Raw genomic sequence first — 24762 nt, forward strand, 5'->3', positions numbered from 1 at the left:
GTGGAATAGGTTTTTTGTTAATTATTAATAGGTATGTCTAAAAGAGTAGGTATTCTACTATGTGGTCTGGCCATTGCATCCTTTGCAATGGCTCAGACTGTATTTATGACCAACGATAGTGTCGCTGTGTTCTATCCCTCTAACTATGATGCCAAACAGCATCAGCCGTCGCCCATTTTTGAACGTGAGCCTGCAGCTGTGAATCCGTTAACAGCCAGTTGGCCATTGCGTGTAGACTTCAGCGAGAAGGAAGGTCATAGTATTGCTACCATTAATGTGGCGGATGATGTTGATTTCTATGGTACTGGTGAGGTGACTGGCCCTTTGCGCCGTAATGGACGAACCATAGAGTTATGGAACGTGGATACACCAGCCTATGGTATGGATGGTGGTACACATCTCTATCAGAGTCATCCCTGGGTGATGGGACTCCGAAAGGATGGTACTGCTTTCGGTATCATTGCTGATAATACCTGGCGACAGAAGATTACAACGAATGACCATCAGGTGACTTTCGATAGTGAAGGACCTGCGTTTCGAGTGATAATTGTTGAGCGTGAGAGTCCGAAGGCTTTGATGCAGGCATTGGTTAATCTGACAGGCACTATGTCGTTGCCTCCACTATGGGCACTTGGCTATCACCAGTGCCGTCATACTTACTATCCCGATGGAAAGGTCATGGAGATAGCTGATAATCTGCGTCGTTATCGTATTCCCTCTGATGTCATCTGGATGGATATAGATTATATGGATGGTTATCGTATCTTTACTTTTGATCCCGACGGTTTCTCTAATCCGAATAGACTGAATGCCTATCTGCATCAAAATCTTTTCAAGACGGTTTATATGATTGACCCGGGTGTAAAGGTTGAAAAAGGCTACTTTGTAGATGACCAAGGAACGGCAGGAGACTATTGGGTGAAAGACCGTGATGGAAAGGTCTTTGAGGGTAAAGTATGGCCTGGGGCCTGTCATTTCCCTGACTTTACTCGTCCGGAAGTTCGCACGTGGTGGGCTACACTTTATAAAGACTTTATGGCAAAAGGTGTAGATGGCGTTTGGAATGATATGAATGAGCCTGCAGTGTTTGAACGACCTGAGACGACAATGCCTCGTGACAACCAACATGGAGGTGGAGATGGAGTTTCGGCAGGACCTCATCTGCGTTTCCATAATGTGTATGGAATGAATATGGTTAGAGCAAGCCGTCAGGGACTGTTGTTGGCTAATCCACAGAAACGTCCTTTCATTCTGTCACGTTCAAACTTCCTTGGTGGCCACCGCTATGCAGCCACATGGACGGGTGATAATCTGTCATCGCCAGACCATATGAAACTAAGTGTACCCATGACGTTAACGCTAGGTTTGAGTGGACAACCGTTTAATGGACCTGATATTGGTGGATTCTGTGAAAACTCTAATGGCGAACTGGTGGCACAGTGGACGGCTATTGGCGCATATTTCCCATTTGTTCGTAACCATAATACAAAGGGAACAATTCCTCAAGAACCCTGGGCATTTACACCTGAGGTGTTGAATGTATGCAGAACGGCAATCAATCGTCGTTATATGCTGATGCCTTATATCTATACTTGTTTCCGTGAGGCTAGTATCGATGGTATGCCAGTGATGCGCCCATTGTTTATGGCTGATGCCAAGGATCTGAGTCTGCGTAGTGAAGATCGTGCTTTCCTGCTGGGAGGCGACTTGATGGTACGCCCACAGTGGGCGCCAGAGGTAGCTCAGCCTAATGGCGGTAGCTGGCAGAAGCTGACACTCGAAGATGGTACAGATAGCTATCAGGCAGAATTACGTCAGCGTCCAGGTTCAATTATCCCTTTGGCTAATCTCGCCCAGAGTACTGCTGAGATGCGTACCGACTCGCTCACATTGTTGGTATGTTTAGATAGTTACGGTGAAGCCGTGGGACAGTTGTATGAGGATGATGGCGATGGATTTGGGTATAAAAAAGGTGATTTCCGCCTTACGGAGATAAAGGCTGTGAAGCAGAAAAAGCAGCTGAAGATCACTTACTGTCAGAAAGAAGGTAAAATGGAACCTATCGAGCGTAAGGTAAGAATCGGACTTGTAAGTGGCGGAAAGGTGAGTTACAGTGCTTGGCAAACAGGTGTTGAGATGACTTTTTCCATCAAATAATTCATATAAAGACAAAAATTGCAGAAATGAGTACAATAGTTAGTTTATATTTGACTATTTTTGCAGCACCAATTTAATTAAGAAATCTATGATGAAGTACTTATTATCAATATTCATAATGTTGTTGACTTGTGTTCATGCCATGGCTGCAACAGAACGTATTTCCTCTCCTGACGGTCGTATCCGTTTGGAGGTGAATACTGACGATACGCTGCGTATGCGTGTGTCTTATGGCGATGAACAGGTGTTGCTGAACAGTCCACTTTGTTTGCAGTTGCAGCAGGAGTGGTTAGGCGTACGCCCCAAAGTGAAAAGCATTCGACGTAAGTTGATAAATCGACAGCTTGTTAACGTTGTACCTATTAAAAATGCTGTGACAAATGATGAGGCTCAACAGCTAACCATTGCTTTTGCAGGAAACTATAGTGTGGAGTTTCGTGTATATAATAATGGTGTAGCTTATCGCTTTGTTATTGATAAGAAGGGAAAGGTTGATGTTACCGATGAACTGATGACACTCTGTTTCCCTTCAGCAACTAAGGCTCATATCTCCAAGACACGTGGCTTCTGGACATCGTACGAAGAGCCTTATACGCATCTAGCATTGGCCGATTACAAGGTGCAGGATGATATGAGCTATCTGCCAGTATTGATGGAGACTGCCCGTGGTACCAAACTGTTGCTGTCGGAGAGTGATGTGCGTGATTATCCCGCTATGTTCGTCAAGAGTACAGGCAATAACGGATTGACTTCAATCTTTCCAAAGGCTCCTGCAGCATGGGAACCATTAGGTGATCGTGGCTTTAACGTAACAAGTGAGTCGCCGTTCATCGCTCGTACTGAAGGTAAACGCAGTCTGCCATGGCGATTCCTGGTTATTGGCGATGACAAGACTATTGCCGCAAATGAAATGGAGCGTGTACTGGGTGGACAGTGTAAATTAACTGATACCTCTTGGATAAAACCAGGCAAGGTAAGTTGGGACTGGTGGAACCATTGGACCATTTGGAATGTTGATTTCGAGACAGGCATCAATAATCAGACTTATCAGTATTTCATTGATTTTGCTGCCAAGTATGGTATTGAATACATACTCTTAGACGAAGGTTGGAACAAGGATGTGCGCAATCCATTTATCACTCGTGATGAGATTGATGTGAAACAGCTGGTTGAGTATGGTCGCCAGCGTGGTGTAGGCGTTATCCTTTGGTTGGCTTGGCTCACCGTAGAGAATCACATGGACCTCATTAAGTATTATGCTGATATGGGTGTCAGCGGACTTAAGATAGACTTCATGGATCATAGCGACCAGTGGATGGTGAACTTCTATGAACGTGTTGCAAGCGAATGTGCTAAACATAAATTGATGGTTGACTTCCATGGATCGTTTAAACCAGCAGGCCTGGAAATACGTTATCCCAATGTGATATCTTATGAGGGAGTTCGTGGCTTGGAGAATGGTGGTGGTTGTCATCCTGACAATACTATCTGGTTGCCATTTATACGTAATGCTGTGGGAGGTATGGACTTCACACCTGGCTCTATGGCTTCTGCCCAGCCTGAAGATAATCATGGTAGTGGTTCGCTGCCTATGGGATCGGGTACTCGTGCCTACCAGATGGCGATGTATGTTTGCTTTGAAAGTGGTCTGCAGATGTTAGCCGATAGTCCCACCCGCTATATGCGTGAGGATGAATGTACACGTTACATCGCTTCAGTCCCCACGACATGGGACGAGAGCCGTGTACTCTCTGCAAAGGCTGGTGACCATTATGTGGTGGCCCGTCGTAAAGGCGATAAATGGTATATTGGTGCCATGACAGGTGGAAAACCACAGCAACTTACCGTCAGTCTTGATTTCCTGAAAGGAAAGGGCATGCTGACGGGCTTCCGTGATGGACGTAATGCCCATCGTATTGCTGTGGATTACCAGCGATTCCAACAGCAAGTATCACCCACTGATAAACTGACACTTAACTTGGTAAGAAATGGTGGATGGTGCTGTGTGATAGAGTAATTAACTAACTCGATTATAATAATGAATAAGAAAACCCTCATTTTAGCGATGGCTACAATGCTTTCATCATGGGCAATGGCCCAGTCGGAGAAGAAAGCCTATATGGTAGCCGATGCTCATCTGGACACTCAGTGGAACTGGGACGTTCAAACTACCATTAGAGAGTATGTAAAGAATACGCTCGACCAGAACCTGTTGTTGTTGAAGAAGTATCCTAGTTACATCTTTAACTTTGAAGGTGCTGTTAAGTACAGTTGGATGAAAGAATACTATCCGCTGCAGTATGCTGAGTTGAAGCATTATGTGGCTAACGGGCGCTGGCATCTTACTGGTAGTAGTTGGGATGCAAACGAAACTATTATCTGCTCGCCAGAGTCGTGGCTGCGTAATATCCTGCTTGGACAGACTTTCTACCGCAAGGAGTTTAATACCGAGAGCACGGATGTGTTTCTGCCAGACTGTTTCGGTTTTGGTTATACTTTGCCTACGCTGGCTGCTCATTGCGGACTCATCGGTTTTTCTTCGCAGAAACTCGTTTGGCGTACCAATCCTTTCTATGAGGGCGGAAAACGCTATCCATATACCATCGGATTGTGGCAGGGCATTGATGGTAGTCGCATCATGATGGCTCATGGTTTTGGGTATTCAGAGCGCTGGCGCGATGAAGATCTCTCTAACAATCAGCAATTGCTGCGTGAGGTAGGAGAGAGTCCGTTGAATCAGGCCTATCGCTATTATGGAACTGGCGATATTGGTGGCTCGCCAACGATTGCCTCTGTTCGTGCTGTAGAGAAAGGTGTTGCAGGTAACGGACCAGTCAAGATTGTCAGCGCTACCAGCGATCAGCTCTATAAGGATTATCTGCCTTTCGATAAGCATCCTGAGTTGCCAGTGTTCGATGGTGAACTGCCAATGGATGTGCACGGAAATGGTTGCTATACCTCGCAGGCTGCCATGAAACTCTATAATCGTCAGAACGAACATCTGGGCGATGCTGCTGAACGTTCGGCTGTGATGGCCGATTGGTTGGGAGTTGCCAATTATCCTGCTGCTACGATGACTGAGACTTGGCAGCGTTTCATCTGGCATCAGTTCCACGATGATGTAACAGGTACCAGCATTCCTCGTGCCTATGAGTTCTCTTGGAATGATGAACTGCTGTCACTTAAGAAGTTCTCTGATGTGCTGACACATAGTGTTTCTGGGGTGGCTAATCAGATGGATACACGTGTTGCTGGACAGCCTGTGGTGGTTTATAACAACGAGACTTCGCCTGTTCATGCAGTAGCTGAGGTTGCACTTAAGGATAATTGTGACTATCGTGTTACTGATGCAGAAGGCAAACGTGTTCCTTCTCAGGTTATTGAGCGTAACGGACAGCGTGTACTCTTGTTTGATGCCAATGTGCCATCTACAGGTATGGCTGTTTATGGCATAAAGGCTGCTGGTCAGAAAAAGATGATGGCTGCAACAACAGGACGAACCATCGAGTCGTCGCGTTATAAGTTGACTGTTGATGAATATGGTGATGTGGTATCGCTGATTGATAAGCAGAATAATCGCCAGATGGTTGCCGATGGTAAGAGCATCCGACTGGTTGTATTTGATGACTGTCGCTCAGAACAGTGGCCTGCATGGGAGATTCTGAAGAAGACACTCGATAAGGCTCCTCTGCCTGTACACGATGGTGTTGAGATATCTATCGAGTCAGGAAACCTGCGCCAGACAATGGTTATCAAGAAAAGGTATGGCGACTCTGATATCATTCAGCGTATTCATCTTTATGAGGGTGCACAGGCTGATCGTATCGATTTCGAAAATGAGGTTGACTGGCGTTCTCTTAATGCCTTGCTGAAAGCAGAGTTTGCTCTTGGTGTTGCTAACGATGAGGCTACTTACGATATTGGATTGGGCAGTGTTCGTCGTGGAAACAATCGCGATAATAGCTTTGAGGTTTATGCCCATGAATGGACAGATCTGACAGATAGAAAGGGAGACTATGGTGTGACTTTGCTGAATGACTCGCGTTATGGTTGGGATAAACCTAACGATCATACATTACGCCTCTCATTACTCTATTCGCCAAAGACTGGTCGTAATTTCTCTTACCAGTCTCGACAGGATTTCGGGCATCATGTGTTTACTTACAGCATCGTAGGTCACGATGGAGCGCTGAATGCCGTCAATGCTGTGCATCAGGCTGACAGACTGAATAGCCCGTTACGTACTTTCTATGCTCAGCGTCATGCGGGCAAATTGGGCAAAAAGTTCTCGTTTGTTACTTCAGATAACGACTGCGTTGTGGTACGTGCATTGAAACGTGCTGAGGTTTCTGACGAGTACGTGGTTCGTGTCTACGAGATGAGTGGTAAGGGTGCTCAGAAGGCTCATCTAACTTTCCCCTCTGAGATAGTTAGTGCTGTTGAGGCTGATGGTACAGAACGCAACCTTAAGCAGGCTGATGCTGAGGGTAATTCGTTGTTGGTAGATATCAAACCTTATAGCGTTAAGACCTATAAGGTAGTGCTGGCTCAGCAGAAGGATAAAGTACAGCCTGATGTTCGACCATTGATGCTTGATTACGATCGCCATTGCTTCAGTTACAACGAGTTCCGCTCTTCTGGTAATTTCGAAGGAGGATACAGCTATGCTGCAGAGTTATTGCCTGATGAGGGTATTACCGTAGGCGATATTCCTTTCCGCTTTGGCGAGAAAGATGCTGCCAATGGCTTGACTTGTAAGGGTAATACCATCAAGTTGCCTGCCGATAAGGATTATCGTCATCTGTATCTGTTGGTGGCTTCTGATCGTGAAGACCGTCAGGCAACATTTACCATAGCTGGCAAGCAGCAGAAAGTAAACGTACCATATTATACTGGCTTTATTGGCCAATGGGGCCACGACGGACAGACTGAAGGTTACTTGAAGGATGCCGAAGTAGCTTGGGTGGGCAGCCATCGCCATTCTGGTGAGGGTGATGAGCCATACGAGTTCACCTATATGTTCAGAGTCCGTTTGGATATACCAAAGGGTGTTCGTGAGATCACTCTGCCTGCAGATGAACATGTTGTAGTCTTTGCTGCAACGTTGGCTAACGATACGCCTGATGTCAAGGCTGCTTCACCGCTGTTTAAGACCTCTATTCTGCCTATAGCTCAGAATATGGCAACAGCCTCACAGCCACAGGTTAACCTGCTTGCCGATGCTAAGATAATCGCTGTATCGGGCGAGGTTGGTCACAGCGAACGTGCAGCTTTGTTGGTAGATGGCGATGTTAACACGAAGTGGTGTGATGCTCAGGCTGCTCCTAACTATGTTGCCTTCGATTTCGGACAATCCAAGACCATCACTCGCTGGCGCCTGTTAAGTGCTGCTTGCGAGCAGTCGGCCTATATCACTCGTACCTGTTTGCTGCAGGGACGTAATAGCGAGACTGAAGAGTGGCAGACGATTGATATGATTGATGGTAATCGTAGCAATCTGGTTGATCGTAACTTCCCGCCAACCTCTGTACGATACTTGCGAATATACGTCGTATCGCCTACGCAAGGACATGATCCCGCAGCCCGTATCTACGAGCTTGAGGTGTTCTAAATAAGATTAGGATATACAATTTATTCCCAGCTTGGGAACAAAATATTCCCAGGTTGGGAATAAAATGTTCCCAGGTTGGGAATATTTTATGGGGTAAGCTAACAATTATTGAATACTCTTATCCGTAGAGAACGAATAAGGGTAGCTGTTAGCCTGAGTGCCACGTTGGCGATTGGGCTTTGACGCCATGCGATATACGATGCTACCACCTTTCAGCAGGTCGTTGTGCTCCAGATAGTTCTTATCGTAAGGTGCACCATTCAGGCTCATCTCGCTTACATAGCAGTTTTCATCGCTATTACCATCAGCATGAATCACTAAGGTCTTGCCTTCTGGCAGATGCAGGGTGATGCGATTGAAGTATGGTGTTCCCAACGCATACTGACCAGAGCCAGGGCAGACGGGATAGAAGCCAAGTGCTGAGAATACATACCAGGCAGAAGTCTGGCCGTTATCCTCATCGCCACAGTAGCCATCGGGCTGAGCCTGATAGAGGCGGTCCATCACCTGACGAACCCAGTACTGAGCCTTCCAAGGTTCGCCAGCCCAGTCGTAGAGGTAGATCATGTGCTGAATGGGCTGATTGCCGTGTGCATAGTTGCCCATATTCATAATCTGCATCTCACGAATCTCATGAATCACAGCGCCATAATAGCTGTCATCAAATACAGGTGGCAACTGGAATACAGAGTCGAGCATCTCTACAAAGCTTTCGCGACCTCCCATCAGGCGAATTAATCCTGCAGGGTCGTGGAATACCGACCATGTGTAATGCCAAGCGTTACCCTCAGTAAAGGCATCGCCCCACTTGAGCGGATTGAACGGACTCTGGAAAGAACCATCTTCGTTGCGACCACGCATCAGGCGTGTTTCTTTATCGAATACATTCTGATAGTTCAAGGCACGTTTCTTAAAGGGCTTGAGTTCTTTCTTCGACTTGCCAAGTGCCTGTCCGAAGCGGTAGATACACCAATCGTCGTAGGCATACTCCAAAGTGCGAGCCACATTCTCGTTGATACCTACATTATATGGTACATAACCCAAGCGGTTGTAATATTCATACCCCAATCGACCTGTGCTTGAAACCTGTGGGTGAACGGCGTTGGCACCATGCTTTACGGCTTGCCAGAGTGCCTCCGTATCATAGCCACGCATACCTTTTAAGTAGGCATCGGCCACTACTGAGGCAGAGTTGTTGCCCACCATACAACCACGATGACCAGGGCTGGCCCATTCAGGCAGGAAACCACTCTCTTTGTAGGTGTTAACCAGGCCTTCCTGCATCTGCTGGCTCATCTCTGGATAAACCAGGTTGAGCAGAGGGAAGAGCGAACGGAAGGTGTCCCAGAAACCAGTATCAGTAAACAGACGGCCTGCATGAACCTGACCATCAAAAGGACTGTAGTGAACAATTTTGCCAGCCTGATTTACCTCATGAAACATGCGAGGGAAGAGAACTGAGCGATAGAGACAAGAGTAGAACGTGCGCAGATGGTCGGTATTGGAATCCTCAACCTCCAGTCTGCCCAGTATGTTATTCCATCTATTGCGTCCGGCTTTGCATACAGCATCGAACGAACGGCCTGCAACTTCCATCAAGTTCTGGCGGGCCTGCTCAGCGCTGATAAACGATGAGGCTACACGTAGTGTTACCACCTCGCCACGTGCTGTCTGGAATCCAACCACGGCGCCAGCATGATTTCCTTTGAACTCACGCTGGTTAGGGTTGATTTTTCCATCAGCAACGGTAGAGATAAAGCTAAAAGGCTTGTCGCTCTCAATGACAAAGTAGTTCTTGAAGTTGTCTGGCACGCCGCCGCTGTTCTTGGTGGTATAACCCTCGATGTGGCGATCGTCAACAATGCGAATCATCGAACCCTTGTCGAATGCATCAACCACGATGCGGGCTTCAGACGAGTTGGGGTAGGTGAATCGCATGACTGCTGCACGCTCAGTAGGAGTCAGTTCGGCTGTAATGTCATAATCGGCCAGATACACCTTATAATAATATGGGCGAGCCGTCTCTGCCTTGTGTGAGAACCACGATGCACGTTTGTCTTCATCGAACACGGTGCCGATGGTAGGCATAATGGCAAACTGACCATAATCGTTGATCCAAGGCGAAGGCTGGTGAGTCTGCTTCAAGCCACGTATCTTTCCTGCGTCATAGGTATAAGCCCATCCGTCGCCCATCTTTCCTGTCTGGGGCATCCAGAAGTTCATACCCCAAGGTAGTGCGATAGCTGGATAGGTGTTGCCTGTTGATAGAGCGTGAGTAGATTGTGTGCCCACTAAAGTGTTGACATAATCTACAGGTGTAGTAGAGGCCATAGCACTACTCACAAGGAGCAATGCTACAGCCATGAGATTCTTTCTGAGATTCAAAATCATACAACTATTCATTACTTTACTAACAATCTCATCCAGTATCCGCCTACTACCGATCTGGCCTTGAATCCAATCATCAATCCAGTCTTCGTATCGTGCCAGTCGCTGGTTGGAACACGCGACTGTGTCTCGTCCATATATTTGTAGATAGGTTCAACAAACTTGAGGAAGGTATCCTTGTCGTTGGCCATGGCTGCGCTCCACATAATCCAGTCGGTCTTAGTGTAGTCCTTACGGATGTCGAGAGGCAGACCATAGCTGTTCTGCTGCTTCAGGTAGTAATCCAACTCGCGCTGCATCACCTCCTGACCAAACAGATTGGTGTTCCACAGTTTGTCCCAAATCATATTGTACTTCTGGCTCCAGGTATTATTACGATCGAAAGCCAGTTTATAGTGATCTCCCTCGCGAGCATCAGCCTCCCATTTCTTTGCCATCTTTCGGGCTGTTTCCATATAGCGGTCAGCAGTAGCGTTATCGCCCTTGATGCGAGCCATCAGCGCATAGCCTGCAATACCCATGATAGCCTTGACAGAGAGGTTACAGTTGTGGGGCCAGTGGCCTGCAAAGTCGTCAGTACACAGCTGGTTCGATGGATTCTGTCCATTCTCAACCAGATAATCAGTCCACTCTGTCAGGATGTCCCAGTAGGGTTGTACGTAGTCTACATTACCATCTTGAATCGAGAGTTGTGCAGCCAGAGTCAGCATGTTACCAGCCTCTTCGATAGGCATGTCGCCACCATATACCTGACCGTTAGCGATAGGATAGGTACCTATGTCGTGAGCAGCAAAAGGCTTGGTCCAGCGGCCTGAACGACTATATTCGAAGATGCTGGTCATCATGCCCTTCTGCAAATCTGGGTTATAAGCCAAGAAAAGCGGTGCCGATGGATAAGTGAGATCTACGGTATTTACACAACCATTGGAATTATTCTCTTTAGAAAAATACAGAAGATGTCCTTCGTTATCCTCAAAAAGTTTGTGGGCAGCTAACACATGACGATATACGCCTGAGAGAATCTCGGCATAATGAGTGTTACCTACACGAAGGGCGTCGTCGTAGATCTGCTTATCCAATGCACGGCATCGCTCCATGATACTCAGATAATTACGATTCAATTTATTGAAAGCGTCGAAGATGTCAACCTTTCCACCATGTGCCCAATAGGCCTTGTAGCGGTGGTACATATATTCGATATCCTCCACCTCGTCATAGCCAATCAGCGAGAACGATGACTGAGGCTGCTGGTCTACCTTGCCGAAGTCGTGAACATAGGCCAGTACAGGGATATCGTTCTGGCGGTAAGCACGAATGAGGTTCTGACCACAGCTGAGCTGACCCTTGTTCAGGAAACCATCGATGATATTATTGTAGTTATCGAGTGATACCTTTCCGTTCACGTCAGCTACATAGAGATAGCCCCAGTCGATGCCGATACCGTCGCCTTTCTTGGCGAGGATAGGCTGGTCGATAGTTCCTGACTTGAGGTATTTTACACCATTTACCGTAACAACCGATGACTCTGTGGGCTGATGAGGTTTGTTGGTGGCAATCAGCGGACTTGTCAACAAGCAGAACTGTACATCGTGCTTCTTGCGATCAAGACTCTTTACCTGATAAGATACATAAGAAACAGGAGTAGAGAGCAGATCGAGGTCATCAATCAGCATGGGTGATGTGAAGACTACGTCGAGTGCCACGGGACCACAAGTAAATGAGTAATAGGTTGATGTGGCCATCACGTCGACACTCTTCTGTACGGCAGTCTTGACAGAAGTGGTTTCTACACCCACATTGGCATAGAGGCCGAAGTCGGCATAGGCACCTCCAGTATTGTTGTAAACATGGAAGGCCATCACGTTACGACCCTCGTGAAGCAGCTGCTTCTGCTCGCCTGTCAGGTGAACAGACTCGCCAAACACGGCATCCATACGTCCCTTGCCAATCAATGTGCCGTTGATATAGAGCTCGCAGGCATCATCGTGAGAGAAAAGGGCATACAAGTCGCCTTTCAAATCATCGGCTGTCAGGTTAATCTCGCGGCGAATATAGATATCGCCATGTTCCTTTGACCAGCCAGTCTGGATGTTATCGCCAGCATTACCAAAGGCTGCGCGACCTGTGTTCCAACCTGTAGCTGCAAAGTCGGGTGCCTGCCAGCCATCAGCCTGTGGTGTCTCTGTGTACTTGGCTTCCCAGTTTTTCTCATCGGACATTGGGGCTAGAGCCTTGAGTAGTTTGTGCTCCTTGTCACCCATAAAGCGATAGGTGGTGCCATCTACTCTGAGCAAACCCTCCAAAGGTTTCTCATCACCAGTCCACAGACGTGTGTTACCTTCGTTCAGACGATTGTAGGGAGACCAGATAGAGAAATAAGGGTCGTTAACCACGATGGGAACGGCTGGAAGTCGGAGCGATGTAGCCTTGTAAGGCTTGAATAGCTCAGACTGGGCAAAGGCGCTGGTTACTACCAGCGCCATGCCTAATAAGTTGATAAACTTTTTGTTCATGTTCTTGTTTTTATGTTCTATGGAATAATAACTTCAAGCGGTTCGCTATAGTTCCAACGGCGTGTACCACTGCCTCGTGGTGTGTCGTAGTTGATACGGGCTGCTGCTCGTACAAAGACGTGACGACCTGATGGAATGGTCTGACCAGCTGCTGAGCGGATGGTGATAGGCTTACCCTCGTACTCGTCGAAACTGTCGCCAGCATAGTTTATCTGACTCGACCAGCGCTGATCTCGGGCTCGATAGCCCACACTTGATGACATTGAAACAAACAACTGGATATCAGTCACGTTGGTGAAGTCATTGCTATAACCACCCATGGGCTCTACCATACTACGGAACTCATCTTTGCTGATGGCGCGAGTCACCTTTACCTTGGCAGTAATCTGACCGTTAGATACAGAAGGTGTCTCAACAAATTCTACTTTCAGGAAGGGGTAAACCTCAAACTTTACATTTGTGGTACCAGAAATCTTTCCATACCAGGTGTCGTCTGAAATCACAGTACCGTCATCGGTATCACGGTATACAGGGATAAACGGACCATCGATACGGATATTGTAGTCGCCTTTGAAAATCTTAGTGTTACGGAAGGTACCATCTGGTCGGCAATAGAAATCGGGGTTATGATCCACGTTATCGCCATAACTCAGTTCTGTCAATCGAACACGGATGCCCTCTGACCCCTGATCGGTCAGTACTGGCTCGCCAGTCTTGGCATCAACTACTATACCCTCTATGGTTTCGCCTGGCTCCTCGTAGTTGTCAAGTTCGAAAGCATCACAAGCGCTGAGTGCAAATGCTGCAAACATCAGGCAAGAATAATATCTGAATGTTTTCATTGTTTTCTGTATTTTGTCTATATTAATCATCTTTATTATCTGTTAGGTTGCTGGTCGATGACTGGACTCTTTGATACCTCGCCACCAGGAATGGCAAAGTAGTAGTCGATGGCATTGAACTCGCACTCATTCTGTCCTAGATACTGGTAATGGTAGTCGAAGAAGTACTTGCCCGACTGAGCCGACATGTAAGGATAGAGACCATGGAAACGGTAGCGGCTGTTGTCGCTATACACGTTCTTGTCGCGTGTCTCACCCCAGAAACCATCGCGATTGTCGTAGTCCTGCACACGCCAGCGACGAAGGTCGTATTTGGTCTTCTGCTCGAAGGCCAGCTCCTTACGGCGCTCCTTACGTACGATGTTACGACTCTTCTCATTCGATGTCAGATTATTAGTCATGACGTTGGCGCCTGCACGCTCTTGGATGGCGCGGATAGCCTCGGTGGCTTCGCTCAGCATGTCGGCACCATCAGGTGAGTTGACGCCCTGAAGTGAGAGCTCGACAGCTGCCTCGGCAAAGTTAAGAAGCACCTCGGCATAGCGCATCAGGATGAAGTGCTGATCGCAAACACCCTCACCGCTGCGGGCATCGCTGCCCTGATAGAGCCACTTGCGAGAGTACATACCGCTGACACCACCTTCGGCCCAGCTGTAGAAAGGACCATCGGCACCTGTGGCCTGGGTAATAACTCCCTTCACATCAACTGTCTCAACTGTTCCTTGGTTAGGACACATATAGAGCGTCTTGGGCTTGTCGGTATATGCCTTGAGGGTCTGTGGGCCCTTGCTGGCGTTGCCGTAAGAATAGTCGGCACCTAGATCGGTAGAGAACAGAGGCTTGATTGGTTCTGAGCCTGTGTAGATACCCTGACGGATTTCAATCACCTTGCCACGGAATACATCGCCAGGCACAATGACCTGAGCACGAAGACGTGGCTCGGCATTCTTAAAGAAGTCGAATGGATTGTCGTAGAGCACATAGTTGCCCTGAGCATCGGTTGTCTTGATAGAACCATCGGCATTTACAGGGATACCATCGAAGAGCGAGATGAAGTCGGCTGTAGGACATGTACCGCCTGATAGTGGTGCATGGATGGTGCAAGGTGTGTTATACGAGTCGTAAGAGTGTACATAGGTAGGATAGCTGTACTCGCGGGTCTGGATGTTCTCAGGACTGTCAGAGTCAGAGAGCATGTTAACCATCGACTGCATGATGGCATCCTTGTTACCAGCTTCCCAACCTTTCTTATAGAGTGAGTATCTGCCGCTGTTGATAACCTCCTTGGCAGCTACGTAAGCCTCTAGGAACCACTGGTTAGCCAATTTGTCGGCTTGGCTGTCGTCGAAGCCCATCACACGTACGCCAGTCTTCTGACCTACACCGGTAAGGTGACCTGTAACAGTCTTGTTGTATTTAGCTATACATGCAGCATAGAGAGCGGCTTCTGACTTCCATGAAAGGGCAACATACTTGTTAGCATAACCATCCTTAATACTAAGAGGGCCCATCAGTTCGGCGGCTTTATCGTAATCGGCCAGAATCTGCTTCCAGGTGTCCTCCTCGCTTGAACGTGGTACTTCTAACACGTCGCTCTCTGCTGGATAGTCAATCACCTTTGTTACCAAGGGAATACCGCCATAACGACGAGCCATGGCGTAGAAGATGGTGGCACGGCAGTAATAGGCGTCGCCAAGATACTGGTTCAGAGTAGGCTCTGGCAGACTGCTGGCTGCGGCAGGCAAGTCGCGAATGAGCTGATTGATCTGGCGTAAGGTCTTGAAAGCCTGACTCCAGTAGGGATTGCCCTCGCTGCGCCATGCGTTCATGAAACCCTCGCGACCTACACCTTCGCCGATACCCTCGGTACCAAAGCTTACGAGCCAGCCATTGTTAGTGAAGCCCTCGCTGAAACGATATTTGAAGTCCTCGAAAGGCATGTTGCTATAGATGTTGGCAAAGTAAATATCAAGGCCGGACTCATCGCTGATTAACTGGTCTTCTGTTACCACATTATTAGGTGGTACATCGAGACCAACACATGAGTTAAACAGAAGGGCGATGCCGGCTGTCATGATGAATAATATCTTTTTCATATCTTATTCTTAACTAAATATGTTCGACTTAGAATGACAATTGCAGACCAAAGGTATAGGTCTTGTTCAGAGGGTACAAGCGGCCTAGGTCGCTATCGGGGTGCTCTGGGTCAACGAACTTAACACCAGTAAAGGTGAGCAGGTTGTAAGCATTGGCATAAATGCGGAGCGACATGCCATTGAGCGACTTCATCTTAGGCAAGGTGTATCCCAGTTCAACGCTCTTCAGACGCAGATAGGCTGTGCTGACACGGTTGAACTCAGAGTTGCCATAAGGGTTGTGGTTTGTGTAGGCATAATAACCTGATACCCACTCCTGTGTAGGATCCCATGGATCGGCTGTTGGGTCAACTGGATGCCAGCGATCCCAGAACTGTTCCAAAGTACCACCTGCAGCAGCTTCGTAACCCCAGATGCGATAGAGAGGCTCCTGATACTGCATGCTTCCCATTGCTGATCCTTGGAAAAGAATATTGAGGTCGAAGTTGCGCCAGTTGGCATCGATGTTGAACGAGTAATTCATCCAAGGAGTCTGGTCGTAGGCGAAAGGATGCTCATCGAGACCATTGATTTCGCCGTCTCCATTCCAATCTTCATATTTGTAATCACCAGGCAGTACATCGCGTTCGTGGTAAATATCGTAGTTCCAGATATCCTCCCAGCTGGTGAAACGACCTGCTGAGGTGTATCCGAACTGAACGCCCTGGTATCGGTTGTTCAGATTATCGTGGCGCCACTTGTCGTAGCTGTTGGCATAGGTGGCATTCTGAACAGCTGTGAGGTATTTGTTACGGGTCAGACTGAAGATTCCCTTCAATCCGTAGCCTACTTCGCCGATACGGTTACGATGTGAAATCTCAAGCTCTACGCCCATGTGCTGGTCGCTATTGGCGTTGAGGCGTGGTGCATCTGCTCCAATAACTGTTGGGAAGTCGCCTGGCTGCATGTAGAGTCCGGTACGCTTGCGGATAAAGTAATCGAAGGTAATACCCAGCTTACCATCCCATGCAGAGAAATCGAAACCGATGTTGAAGCTCTTCGACTTATACCAAGAGATCTCCTCATTAGGCATTGCCTTGGGTGAGGCACCATAGATGAACTGACCTCCAAACATCCAGCCTGGGGCGTAACCGTTATACCAGCCTTTGTTGCCATCGCCACTACCACCTGAAGGATAAGAGTAACCGGCAACCCAGTCGTAAGAGGCGCCAGAGTCATCACCCATCTCACCATAGCTGGCGCGAACCTTCAGGTTCTGGATGAAGTGCAACGCATCGATATTCTTAAAGAAAGGCTCCTCGCTTACACGCCAGCCTGCGCTGGCTGATGGGAAAAATCCCCAACGATGTCCAGGGGCGAACTGAGAGCTTCCGTCGTAACGGAACTGACCCTCCAACAGATAACGATCGGCATAATTATAGTTGAGTCGGCCGATAAATGAATTGTAGTTAGCAGCGTGGATGTCGCCAGCGTTGGCATTACCAATCTGACCTTCGTCGACACCATTGAATAGATAAGGACTATTGAAAGCCAGATTACGACGTGCATAGAAACCATCGTAAACCTTCTGCTGAGTCTCAAGACCAATCATGGCGCCTATTGTGTGTGAAGATATGGTGCGATTATAGTTCAGAGTGAACTGCATCAATTTCTGTGTGTTATCGTAGTGCTCCTTACGTAGTTGGACAGGTGAGCTGCCTGAATAAACCTGTTGGATATAACTGTCTGTCACAGGATCGTAGGCATACTGGTTGTACTGTCGGCGATAAATCTCATTCTTATCCATGTGGAAATCGTAAGAGTACATGGCACGGGCAGTAAGACCTTTCAGGGCGTTGACATATTGCCCGAAGTCGAATGTCAGTGTGCCTTGTGTCAGCATCTGGTAACGCTTATACTTCCTGTATCCACTGATGTCGGCTGTCATCTCGGCTACGGCATTCTCGCCCAGATCAAGATTCTGATAGTTCAGCATGGTGTGTTCTGGGTCGGCATAGGCTGCGGCGAGCGGGCCTTGGCGCCAATAGTTTCGAATAATATCAGTAGTAGAGGTGTAGGGATTATTGCGGTTGTCGAGCATGCCGTTTATCTGTAACTCGAAGTCCAGTCCCTTCACAATCTCTGCATTAATTTTCGAGGTGATGTTGAACTTGTCGTAGTTCAGGTCGCGGCTCTTCAGGAAACCCTCCTGATAGAGGTATCCAAGGCTTACGAAGTACTGCATCTTCTCCGAACCTCCGCTGATGGTCATGTTGTGATTCGTCTCAGGAGCTGTGTCGGCAAAGATCAGTTCATTCCAGTCAGTTCCCTGTTTGGTGCCATTACGATATTCCTCGATAGCCTCTTCTGTGAACATAGGGGCGCCGCCATCGATATTGTTCTTCTTCAGTTCGTTCATCAATGTCATGGCACGTACGGGATCAAGTAACTTTGGCATGCTCTTTGGAGCCTGGATCGTGAATGATCCACTATAACTAACTTGTGTTTTGCCTTTGCCTCCCTTTTTGGTAGTCACAAGCAATACACCGTTAGCTGCACGCAGACCATAGATGGCTGCTGAGGCATCTTTCAGTACAGAGATATCCTCAATGTCGTTGGCATTCATACGCTGGAAGTCCTCTACCGAACGGGGAACACCATCGATAACGATCAATGGTGCGCCTAAACCGCGTACATCGAAGTTGTTCTTGTATGTACCAGGCTCTGAGCTCTGCTGCCATACACGTACACCAGCTATACGGCCAGTCAACATATTTTGAGTGTTTTCGTTGTTGGTCTTCAGCATTTCCTTACCACGGAGGGCACTAACAGAACCTGTGATTGAACCACGCTTCTGTGTACCATAACCTACTACGATGACATCATTCAGTTCTGATACATCCTCAATCATCGTGATGTTGATAGTCTGACGTTTCTGTACATTCTGGCTTACTGCCTTCATTCCGATATAAGCAAAATCAAGTGTGCCGTTGTCGGCTACAGATATAGAATACTGACCATCAAAATCAGTAACTACAGCAGTCTTTGTTCCACGAAGGGTTACTGTGGCACCAATGACCGGCTCATTATTCTGGTCGGTAACTTTTCCTTTTACGGTGATGATACTCTGTGCCTGCAAGCCAATGCTGAAAGCAGTGGAAAGCAACAAAAGTATACATTTTTTAGTTGAAAAATACATATTGTTGTTTTTTTTAGTTGTTATTGTAATGCAGAACCTACCAACATGCCATACTCAGAAGCGTATGCGAAGGCTACTAAGGCACGTACGTCATTCTGTGCATCGTTGTTACTCCAACCTCCGGTAAGTCCACGGGGCAGTGTCTTATTAAGCAGGAAGTGTTCCCATGCATAGTCGAGGTTTGTTTGGAATGTTGCTACTCCTTCTTTTGTATCTACTCCAATCTCACCAGCAGAAATCCATCCGCGCATCAGTACATCATCGAACCAGCGGCTGAAGTTGCTGTAGGCATAGTCCCATGTACCTTTTGAATTCTTCTTGGGAAAATACGAAAAGGTGTCATTATAGAGCTTGCGTGTGTCGTCGAGGAAACGGCTGTCGTGGGTCAATGCATAGAGATCGGACCCACCGCTTACCATTGTACCACTGTTATAGGTGTGCTTAGTGCCACCTGCACCTGTACCTGGGTTAGAGATTCGATACTGTACACCATCTATAACTTCGTATCGGATGTTGTTGTTGGCTCCAACCATGTCCAGATAAACACCATCTGAAGCACGAAGGTTATACTGTTGCCACTCATATATCTTCTTGGCCATCATCAAGTAGTAATCAGCTTTTGTTGCTGTTACATCCTGACGCTTTCCGTCTGCATGAATAGTGCGATAAGTGATTTTGTCAGACTTTCCTTGGTAATACTCTGCCAACCAAACAAGTGGAGAGATGAATGGACCATTGCTGCAAGCGTGCTTGGTGCAATATGATGGTCCCCACGTGATGCCACCAACTTCGTTGCCCCATGCGTTTTGCTTATCATCAAGGCACCAATCCCAACCATCAAGAACGTAGGCTGTGAGATATTCTGCCTTATCCAGATATTTCTGCTCGCCAGTGGCTTTCCACGAACGTAGAAGTTCGCGGATAATCCACTGCTGATCATCGTATACATTCTGGTCACCATCTACTCTGGCTCCACCTTTCATGCCACCACGATGTACACCATATACTGTCCACTCTTGATTATTTCGAGTATATGAGGTTAGTTTGAAGGTGCCTGCATAATACTCAAGACCGTCGTAGAGCTTTTCGAGTTGAGCCTTATAGGTTGCAGATGACCCTTGCTCTGGCGTTTTGCCGGTCTTCGCAAGAACTGCATATCCTTCAAGTATGCTGTTACAGGCTTCGATAGCAGCTGTATATGGCCATACGTCGGCCTCGCCAGAGGGTTTGTCTGTTGAGGGGTTGTACATATCAGCCATTTTCATATCACCGCTTATGTAGTGCTGCATGGCAGCATCAAATAGGGTGGTGGCTCTAGTGAGATTTCGAATACTAACATCGCTGTTTTCAATAGGTTGCGGATTAACAGGCGTGTTAGGGTTGTCTGGCAGTATGTCGTTGCTGCTACCACAGCTGGCAGTTGTGGTTATGGCAATGACAAGGCTAGCCATAGTCAGAATTTCTTTTTTCATTTTCTTGTTCATATTATTGTTTAATTCAAGTCAATACTATAGATGGTTACCTTATTCTCATCGCCATTCTCCTCGCCTTTGTATACTGCAAGAACCAATGTTACGTTCTGTCCATTATATTGTGAAAGGTCGAATACGAATTTTCCGTAGTTCTCAGGATGCCCAGTGTCGCCATTCTTATGATTGAACTTGATGGTGCCGTCAGGACCTTCTGTCAGCTCGTCAACTTTAGACTCTTTTGTAGGCTGGAGATACTTGACGTTCATATCATCTGTGATGGCAATCAGTTTGTAGTATGTGGGATGATCTCCGAAGTTGCGTACACGAAGGGTAAGAGTCTTGTTATTATCATCGATAGCAAACTTACTGTAGAGATAGCTCTCTGCTTTCGAAGTGCTGACGATACCGTTGCCACCACGTGTCTTAATGGTGTAACCCTCGTTGGTAAATACGTCGCAGTCCTTGGTGATTGATGTCATGCCCCAGTAAGCTGCAACGTGACCCGTCTTATTCCAGTCGCGATATGCCCAGACATATTCATCGCGATCCTTACGACCATCGTAGGTGGTGATACCAGTGAATGATTTGAGCACGTTAGGCATTGTACCACGTACCATCTCTTGTGTAAGATGGAGATCTTCCAATGCCTCATTGATAGGTGTACCAGGCAACCAGGCGAGACCATTGGTGGCTGAAGGTGCAAAACTGATACGACGCAGTACAAGCTGAACCCACTCGCCAGAATAATATGTTCCAATGGCAATGGCGATATCCTTGCCAACGTAAGCGCTGAGGTCGAATACAAAGTTCTTGTAGTTGCCGTCTTGGAATGAGATGTTCTCACCTAACTTCTTGGCTTGAGGTTTTGCTTCACTCAAATCAACTACGACAGCATTCCATATAGCAGGTCCCTGATGGGTGCGAGCAAAGACTGTCATGATCTTGTTGTCTTCTGTGATATGCTTTCTACCATATATAAAGGTATTCAGGTTATCCAGATCGACACCATTGCTTTCGTTAACTCGCATAGTGGTTCCTTCGTTTTGCTCTTCCCAGTTTCCTACCATGTCGAGTGTACACATGTAGTCTACGCTCCAGTCGAATTGAGGATAGTTATCGGCATTACGTCCACCGCGATATTCGTTATACATCCATGGTGTACATTCTTTCAAGTCGCCCAATGTGAGTCCTGGCAGAATTTCTTCGCCGCCCATCAGTATATCAGATAATTGGGCAACACCATCTACAAAATCGTCGCTTTTTATATCACGAGTTTGAGGGTTATAATCGTTGTAAGTGATTGTTACGGTGTAGTTATCTAATGGTAACTGTGATATGGTAAAGATACCATCGCTATTTGTTAATACAGGCTCACCACCAATAGATACCGATGCTCCTTCCAGTGGCTTCTTACCATTTTGTGCATCGAGAACCTTACCGGTAATCTTAGCTGCTGCATAGCGAAGGCTGGTGCTTATGTTGGCTGTACCCTCGTAGAACTGCTTTGATGTCAGGGTGCAGCTCACCGTTTGATAGTCTGTTCTGCTGAACGTGAGAATGTGTTTGCCAATAGGCAGACCTTTTAGATTGTAACTACCAGATGCATCAGTAATGTCGCTGATGTCAGCATCGTTCACAGTTACGGTTACTCCTTCCAAAGGAGCGTTTTTGTCGTCAGTTACGATTCCACTTACATCACCATTTCCGAGATTGGTGGTGTTACTGTCTTCGTCTCCACTGCAACTAATGTTGCTAAATGCCAAGCATATCCCGAAGAGATATACCATAAGTTTGTTGGCTTTGGTTTTCTGTTTCATTAAATAATTAAATTTTAGTTATTAATAGGAAATGTTTATTAGCAATTATTTCTACCAATCGCCTTCTGACGATTTCGGCCGCAAAAATATAACTCCGTTTATTAATTATCCGGTTAATTAGGGGTTAATTTGCGATTAAAAGTGTTAATCTGGCCGATTTTCAACGTTTTTATGCTATAAAAGTGCTAAATTTGCACCATCAATTTTAATGTTATGAACAAAATATCTAAACTAGTATTCTTACTATTGTTATTAGGTAGTATTTCAAAATCGTATGCCCAAGGCTTGCGATTCTTGAATCCTATTGACTCGATAAATGGTCGAACATCTTATTCTGTTTTTGCAGATGATAGAAAGATGTTTGCTCATCAATTGAATATCAAGTTCGACCTTCAGATACCACGAGTGGGTGAGGTGGGGTATATCCTACACGTGGTGGATGAAAACAATGGTGTTAATTATAATTTGTTTTACGATGGTCGAGGCAACGATTGGTTTGAGTTAAACGAAGAAGGTAAGACGACTCTCATAAGAATCAACTTTAACCGTCAGGCATTACTTGCCAAAGGTTGGATAACCCTATCGCTTTGTTTTGATTTGGATAGAAAGGAAGTTGCCATGACTATCGATGGTATGACCATGAAGTCTGTAGCTATGAGCCTTCCTTCGTCCCTATCTCCAAAGATTGTTTTCGGTCGATTTGATTATCTGATAGAGGTGCCTTCTGTAACGCTTAAGAATCTGTATGTTCAAGGCGGAGAAGTCAACTATTTCTTCCCTCTCTCGCAGAGCCGTAGTAACGATGTCTACGATTATCAGATGAATAAGGTGGGGCGTGTGGATAATCCCTATTGGAGTATCAATGATTGCTATCATTGGAAAAAAATCGATAGTATGCACTTCGTTCACAACGCTGGTACATGTTTCGATCTCAAGCGTCATGTTTTTTATGGTTATACGCGTGATACCTTATTTATATATAATACTGATAGTCGCGAAACCAACTATCGGGTGTTTCAACCTTCTTGTCCTGTTGATATCAACCTCGGCATGAATTTTCTCGATATACGCTCAGATAAGTTATATACATACGAGGTGTTTAAATATGGTAATCTTGATGAACGGCCTAAGGATGAACCTTCTATAGCCAGTCTTGATCTTAATACCTTTGAGTGGTCTTCAGAGTGTTTTGCTCAGCTGCCCACCCAGATGCACCATCATGGATGTATCCTCGATACACTTAGAAACCGATTCCGAATCTTTGGCGGTTTTGGTAGTATGCAGTACTTCCGTAACCTCTATACTTATGATATACAGACTCAACAATGGCTAGAATCAAAGCCTCTCTATACTTGTACACCTCGCTATTTTACGTCAATGGGTATTGATTCTCAATCTCGTTACGCTTATATCTTTGGTGGCATGGGTAATGATTCTGGCAATCAATCTATTGGACGTCATTATCTGTATGACTTGTATCGGATAGATTTGAACAACGATTCTACAACAAAACTATGGAGTATTGATTGGGGTAAACGCCAAAATGTTGTACCAGTAAGAAATTTGTTAGTAATAGGAGACTATTTTTATACTCTCTGTTATCCAGAGGCACTTTCTTCTTCATATCTCCGCTTGTGCCGTTTCTCGCTTGCCGATGGAACGATGGAGATGTTGGGTGATTCAATACCCATCCAGTCGAATAAGATAGCAACTAATGCAAATATTTATTACGATCCTGTAGTCAAAAAGTTTTTTGTGTCTGTGCAGGAGTTTACTAATGATATATCATCAACCATCTCATTTTACTCCATCCAGTTGCCTGTGTTGTCTGAGGCTGAGTTCGTTGAGATATCTGAACTACCCGTTGATAAGAAAATATATTTTATAGGAACTGCTTTGATTGTTGTTATTCTCATTATCATGTGGCTACTTTATAAGAGCTATCGCCGTAGGAGACAGCAGATTGCCAATAAGGAGAAGCTGGACGTGATGATACCTGAGAGTAAACCTAATTCTATCTATCTGTTTGGCGTTTTCTGCGCTTTTGACCGAGAGAATCGGGATATTTCCTATATGTTTACCGACAGACTTCGTGAACTAACCTGTCTGTTGTTCTGGTATCACAAACAGGGTGGTATTTCTTCTCAAATGGTTGGCACAATGCTTTGGGGCGATAAACCTGCTGACAAGATTAAAAATTCGCGTAGTGTTATTATGAATCACCTGAGGAAGGTGCTTGACGAAATAGATGGCATTGAACTCGTTTATATCGATGGTTTCTACCGTTTTAACATCACCAAGCCATTCTATTGTGACTATCTGGATTGTTCTCATCAGGTGTTCACCGAGACGTATACTGAGCAGAGCTTGTTGGCAATCTTGCGTCGTGGAAAATTCCTACAGACACAGAATATGCCTTCGCTCGACAAGTTTAAGTCAGAGACAGAACGTATCTTAACTCCTGTTGTCCAGCTATTGATGAAACGTACTTATACAAACAGCGAACTTAAATTGACTCTCTATTTTGTTGAGGCCATGTTCCATATCGATCCCTATAATCTGGATTCATTCTCGTATCAGATGAAATCTTTGAAGCGACTTGGCAAGATTTATGAAGCCCAGGACGTGTCACGTACCTTCCACGAGGAATACATTAGGGCATTTGGAGAGGACTTTACAATACAATAA

Annotated in this window: 11 protein-coding genes; 4 read left to right on the forward strand and 7 right to left on the reverse strand. The window is 46.3% G+C overall.

The annotated features are described in order from the left end of the window. Positions 1–33: 33 nt before the first annotated feature. The 3 genes from BUB86_RS06320 to BUB86_RS06330 all read left to right on the forward strand — a co-directional run bounded on the left by BUB86_RS06320 (position 34) and on the right by BUB86_RS06330 (position 7768). The gene (locus tag BUB86_RS06320; RefSeq protein WP_073207113.1) at positions 34–2157 is read left to right on the forward strand and encodes a TIM-barrel domain-containing protein; all 2124 of its coding nucleotides are present in this window, start codon (positions 34–36) and stop codon (positions 2155–2157) included. Positions 2158–2245: 88 nt separating this feature from the next. After that, positions 2246–4174 (forward strand): glycoside hydrolase family 97 protein, encoded by a 1929-nt coding sequence (locus tag BUB86_RS06325; protein WP_073207116.1) that lies wholly within the window; start codon positions 2246–2248, stop codon positions 4172–4174. Between the two features lie 21 nt (positions 4175–4195). After that, complete coding sequence (locus BUB86_RS06330) at positions 4196–7768, forward strand: glycoside hydrolase family 38 C-terminal domain-containing protein (RefSeq protein WP_073207120.1); 3573 nt, start codon at positions 4196–4198, stop codon at positions 7766–7768. Between the two features lie 105 nt (positions 7769–7873). Here the strand turns inward: BUB86_RS06330 and BUB86_RS06335 are convergent, their stop codons facing one another. Genes BUB86_RS06335 through BUB86_RS06365 form a run of 7 tightly spaced genes read right to left on the reverse strand, consistent with a single transcriptional unit; the run spans position 7874 to position 22074 of the window. Next, the gene (locus BUB86_RS06335) at positions 7874–10132 is read right to left on the reverse strand and encodes a GH92 family glycosyl hydrolase (RefSeq protein WP_254795115.1); all 2259 of its coding nucleotides are present in this window, start codon (positions 10130–10132) and stop codon (positions 7874–7876) included. Between the two features lie 38 nt (positions 10133–10170). Continuing rightward, positions 10171–12669 (reverse strand): glutaminase family protein, encoded by a 2499-nt coding sequence (locus tag BUB86_RS06340; RefSeq protein WP_073207123.1) that lies wholly within the window; start codon positions 12667–12669, stop codon positions 10171–10173. Positions 12670–12686: 17 nt separating this feature from the next. Next, positions 12687–13511, reverse strand: coding sequence for a DUF3823 domain-containing protein (locus BUB86_RS06345; protein WP_073207373.1), 825 nt, complete (start codon positions 13509–13511; stop codon positions 12687–12689). Between the two features lie 35 nt (positions 13512–13546). Continuing rightward, entirely contained in the window at positions 13547–15607 is a 2061-nt protein-coding gene (locus BUB86_RS06350; RefSeq protein ID WP_073207127.1) for a RagB/SusD family nutrient uptake outer membrane protein, read from the reverse strand. A gap of 28 nt (positions 15608–15635) precedes the next feature. Further along, positions 15636–18785: a SusC/RagA family TonB-linked outer membrane protein gene (locus BUB86_RS06355; RefSeq protein ID WP_073207131.1), complete on the reverse strand. Its 3150-nt coding sequence runs from the start codon at positions 18783–18785 to the stop codon at positions 15636–15638. Positions 18786–18805: 20 nt separating this feature from the next. After that, complete coding sequence (locus BUB86_RS06360) at positions 18806–20257, reverse strand: glycoside hydrolase family 76 protein (RefSeq protein WP_175549425.1); 1452 nt, start codon at positions 20255–20257, stop codon at positions 18806–18808. Between the two features lie 20 nt (positions 20258–20277). Next, a complete protein-coding gene (locus BUB86_RS06365; protein WP_073207137.1) occupies positions 20278–22074 on the reverse strand; it encodes a carboxypeptidase regulatory-like domain-containing protein in 1797 nt (598 codons plus the stop codon). Positions 22075–22431: 357 nt separating this feature from the next. Between BUB86_RS06365 and BUB86_RS06370 the strand changes: the two genes are divergently transcribed. Further along, positions 22432–24762 carry a hypothetical protein gene (locus BUB86_RS06370; RefSeq protein WP_081373133.1) on the forward strand — a complete coding sequence of 777 codons (2331 nt, stop codon included), beginning with the start codon at positions 22432–22434 and terminating at the stop codon, positions 24760–24762.

The sequence above is a fragment of the Xylanibacter ruminicola genome, from assembly GCF_900142525.1.
GTDB classification, from domain to species: Bacteria; Bacteroidota; Bacteroidia; order Bacteroidales; family Bacteroidaceae; genus Prevotella; species Prevotella ruminicola_A.

What these genes read in the sequence shown, in the direction of transcription:
- BUB86_RS06320 (WP_073207113.1), top strand. Translation starts at nt 34, where the DNA reads ATGTCTAAAAGAGTAGGTATTCTACTATGTGGTCTGGCCATTGCATCC.
- BUB86_RS06325 (WP_073207116.1), top strand. Translation starts at nt 2,246, where the DNA reads ATGATGAAGTACTTATTATCAATATTCATAATGTTGTTGACTTGTGTT.
- BUB86_RS06330 (WP_073207120.1), top strand. Translation starts at nt 4,196, where the DNA reads ATGAATAAGAAAACCCTCATTTTAGCGATGGCTACAATGCTTTCATCA.
- BUB86_RS06335 (WP_254795115.1), bottom strand. Translation starts at nt 10,132, where the DNA reads ATGGCTGTAGCATTGCTCCTTGTGAGTAGTGCTATGGCCTCTACTACA.
- BUB86_RS06340 (WP_073207123.1), bottom strand. Translation starts at nt 12,669, where the DNA reads ATGAACAAAAAGTTTATCAACTTATTAGGCATGGCGCTGGTAGTAACC.
- BUB86_RS06345 (WP_073207373.1), bottom strand. Translation starts at nt 13,511, where the DNA reads ATGAAAACATTCAGATATTATTCTTGCCTGATGTTTGCAGCATTTGCA.
- BUB86_RS06350 (WP_073207127.1), bottom strand. Translation starts at nt 15,607, where the DNA reads ATGAAAAAGATATTATTCATCATGACAGCCGGCATCGCCCTTCTGTTT.
- BUB86_RS06355 (WP_073207131.1), bottom strand. Translation starts at nt 18,785, where the DNA reads ATGTATTTTTCAACTAAAAAATGTATACTTTTGTTGCTTTCCACTGCT.
- BUB86_RS06360 (WP_175549425.1), bottom strand. Translation starts at nt 20,257, where the DNA reads ATGAAAAAAGAAATTCTGACTATGGCTAGCCTTGTCATTGCCATAACC.
- BUB86_RS06365 (WP_073207137.1), bottom strand. Translation starts at nt 22,074, where the DNA reads ATGAAACAGAAAACCAAAGCCAACAAACTTATGGTATATCTCTTCGGG.
- BUB86_RS06370 (WP_081373133.1), top strand. Translation starts at nt 22,432, where the DNA reads ATGTTTGCTCATCAATTGAATATCAAGTTCGACCTTCAGATACCACGA.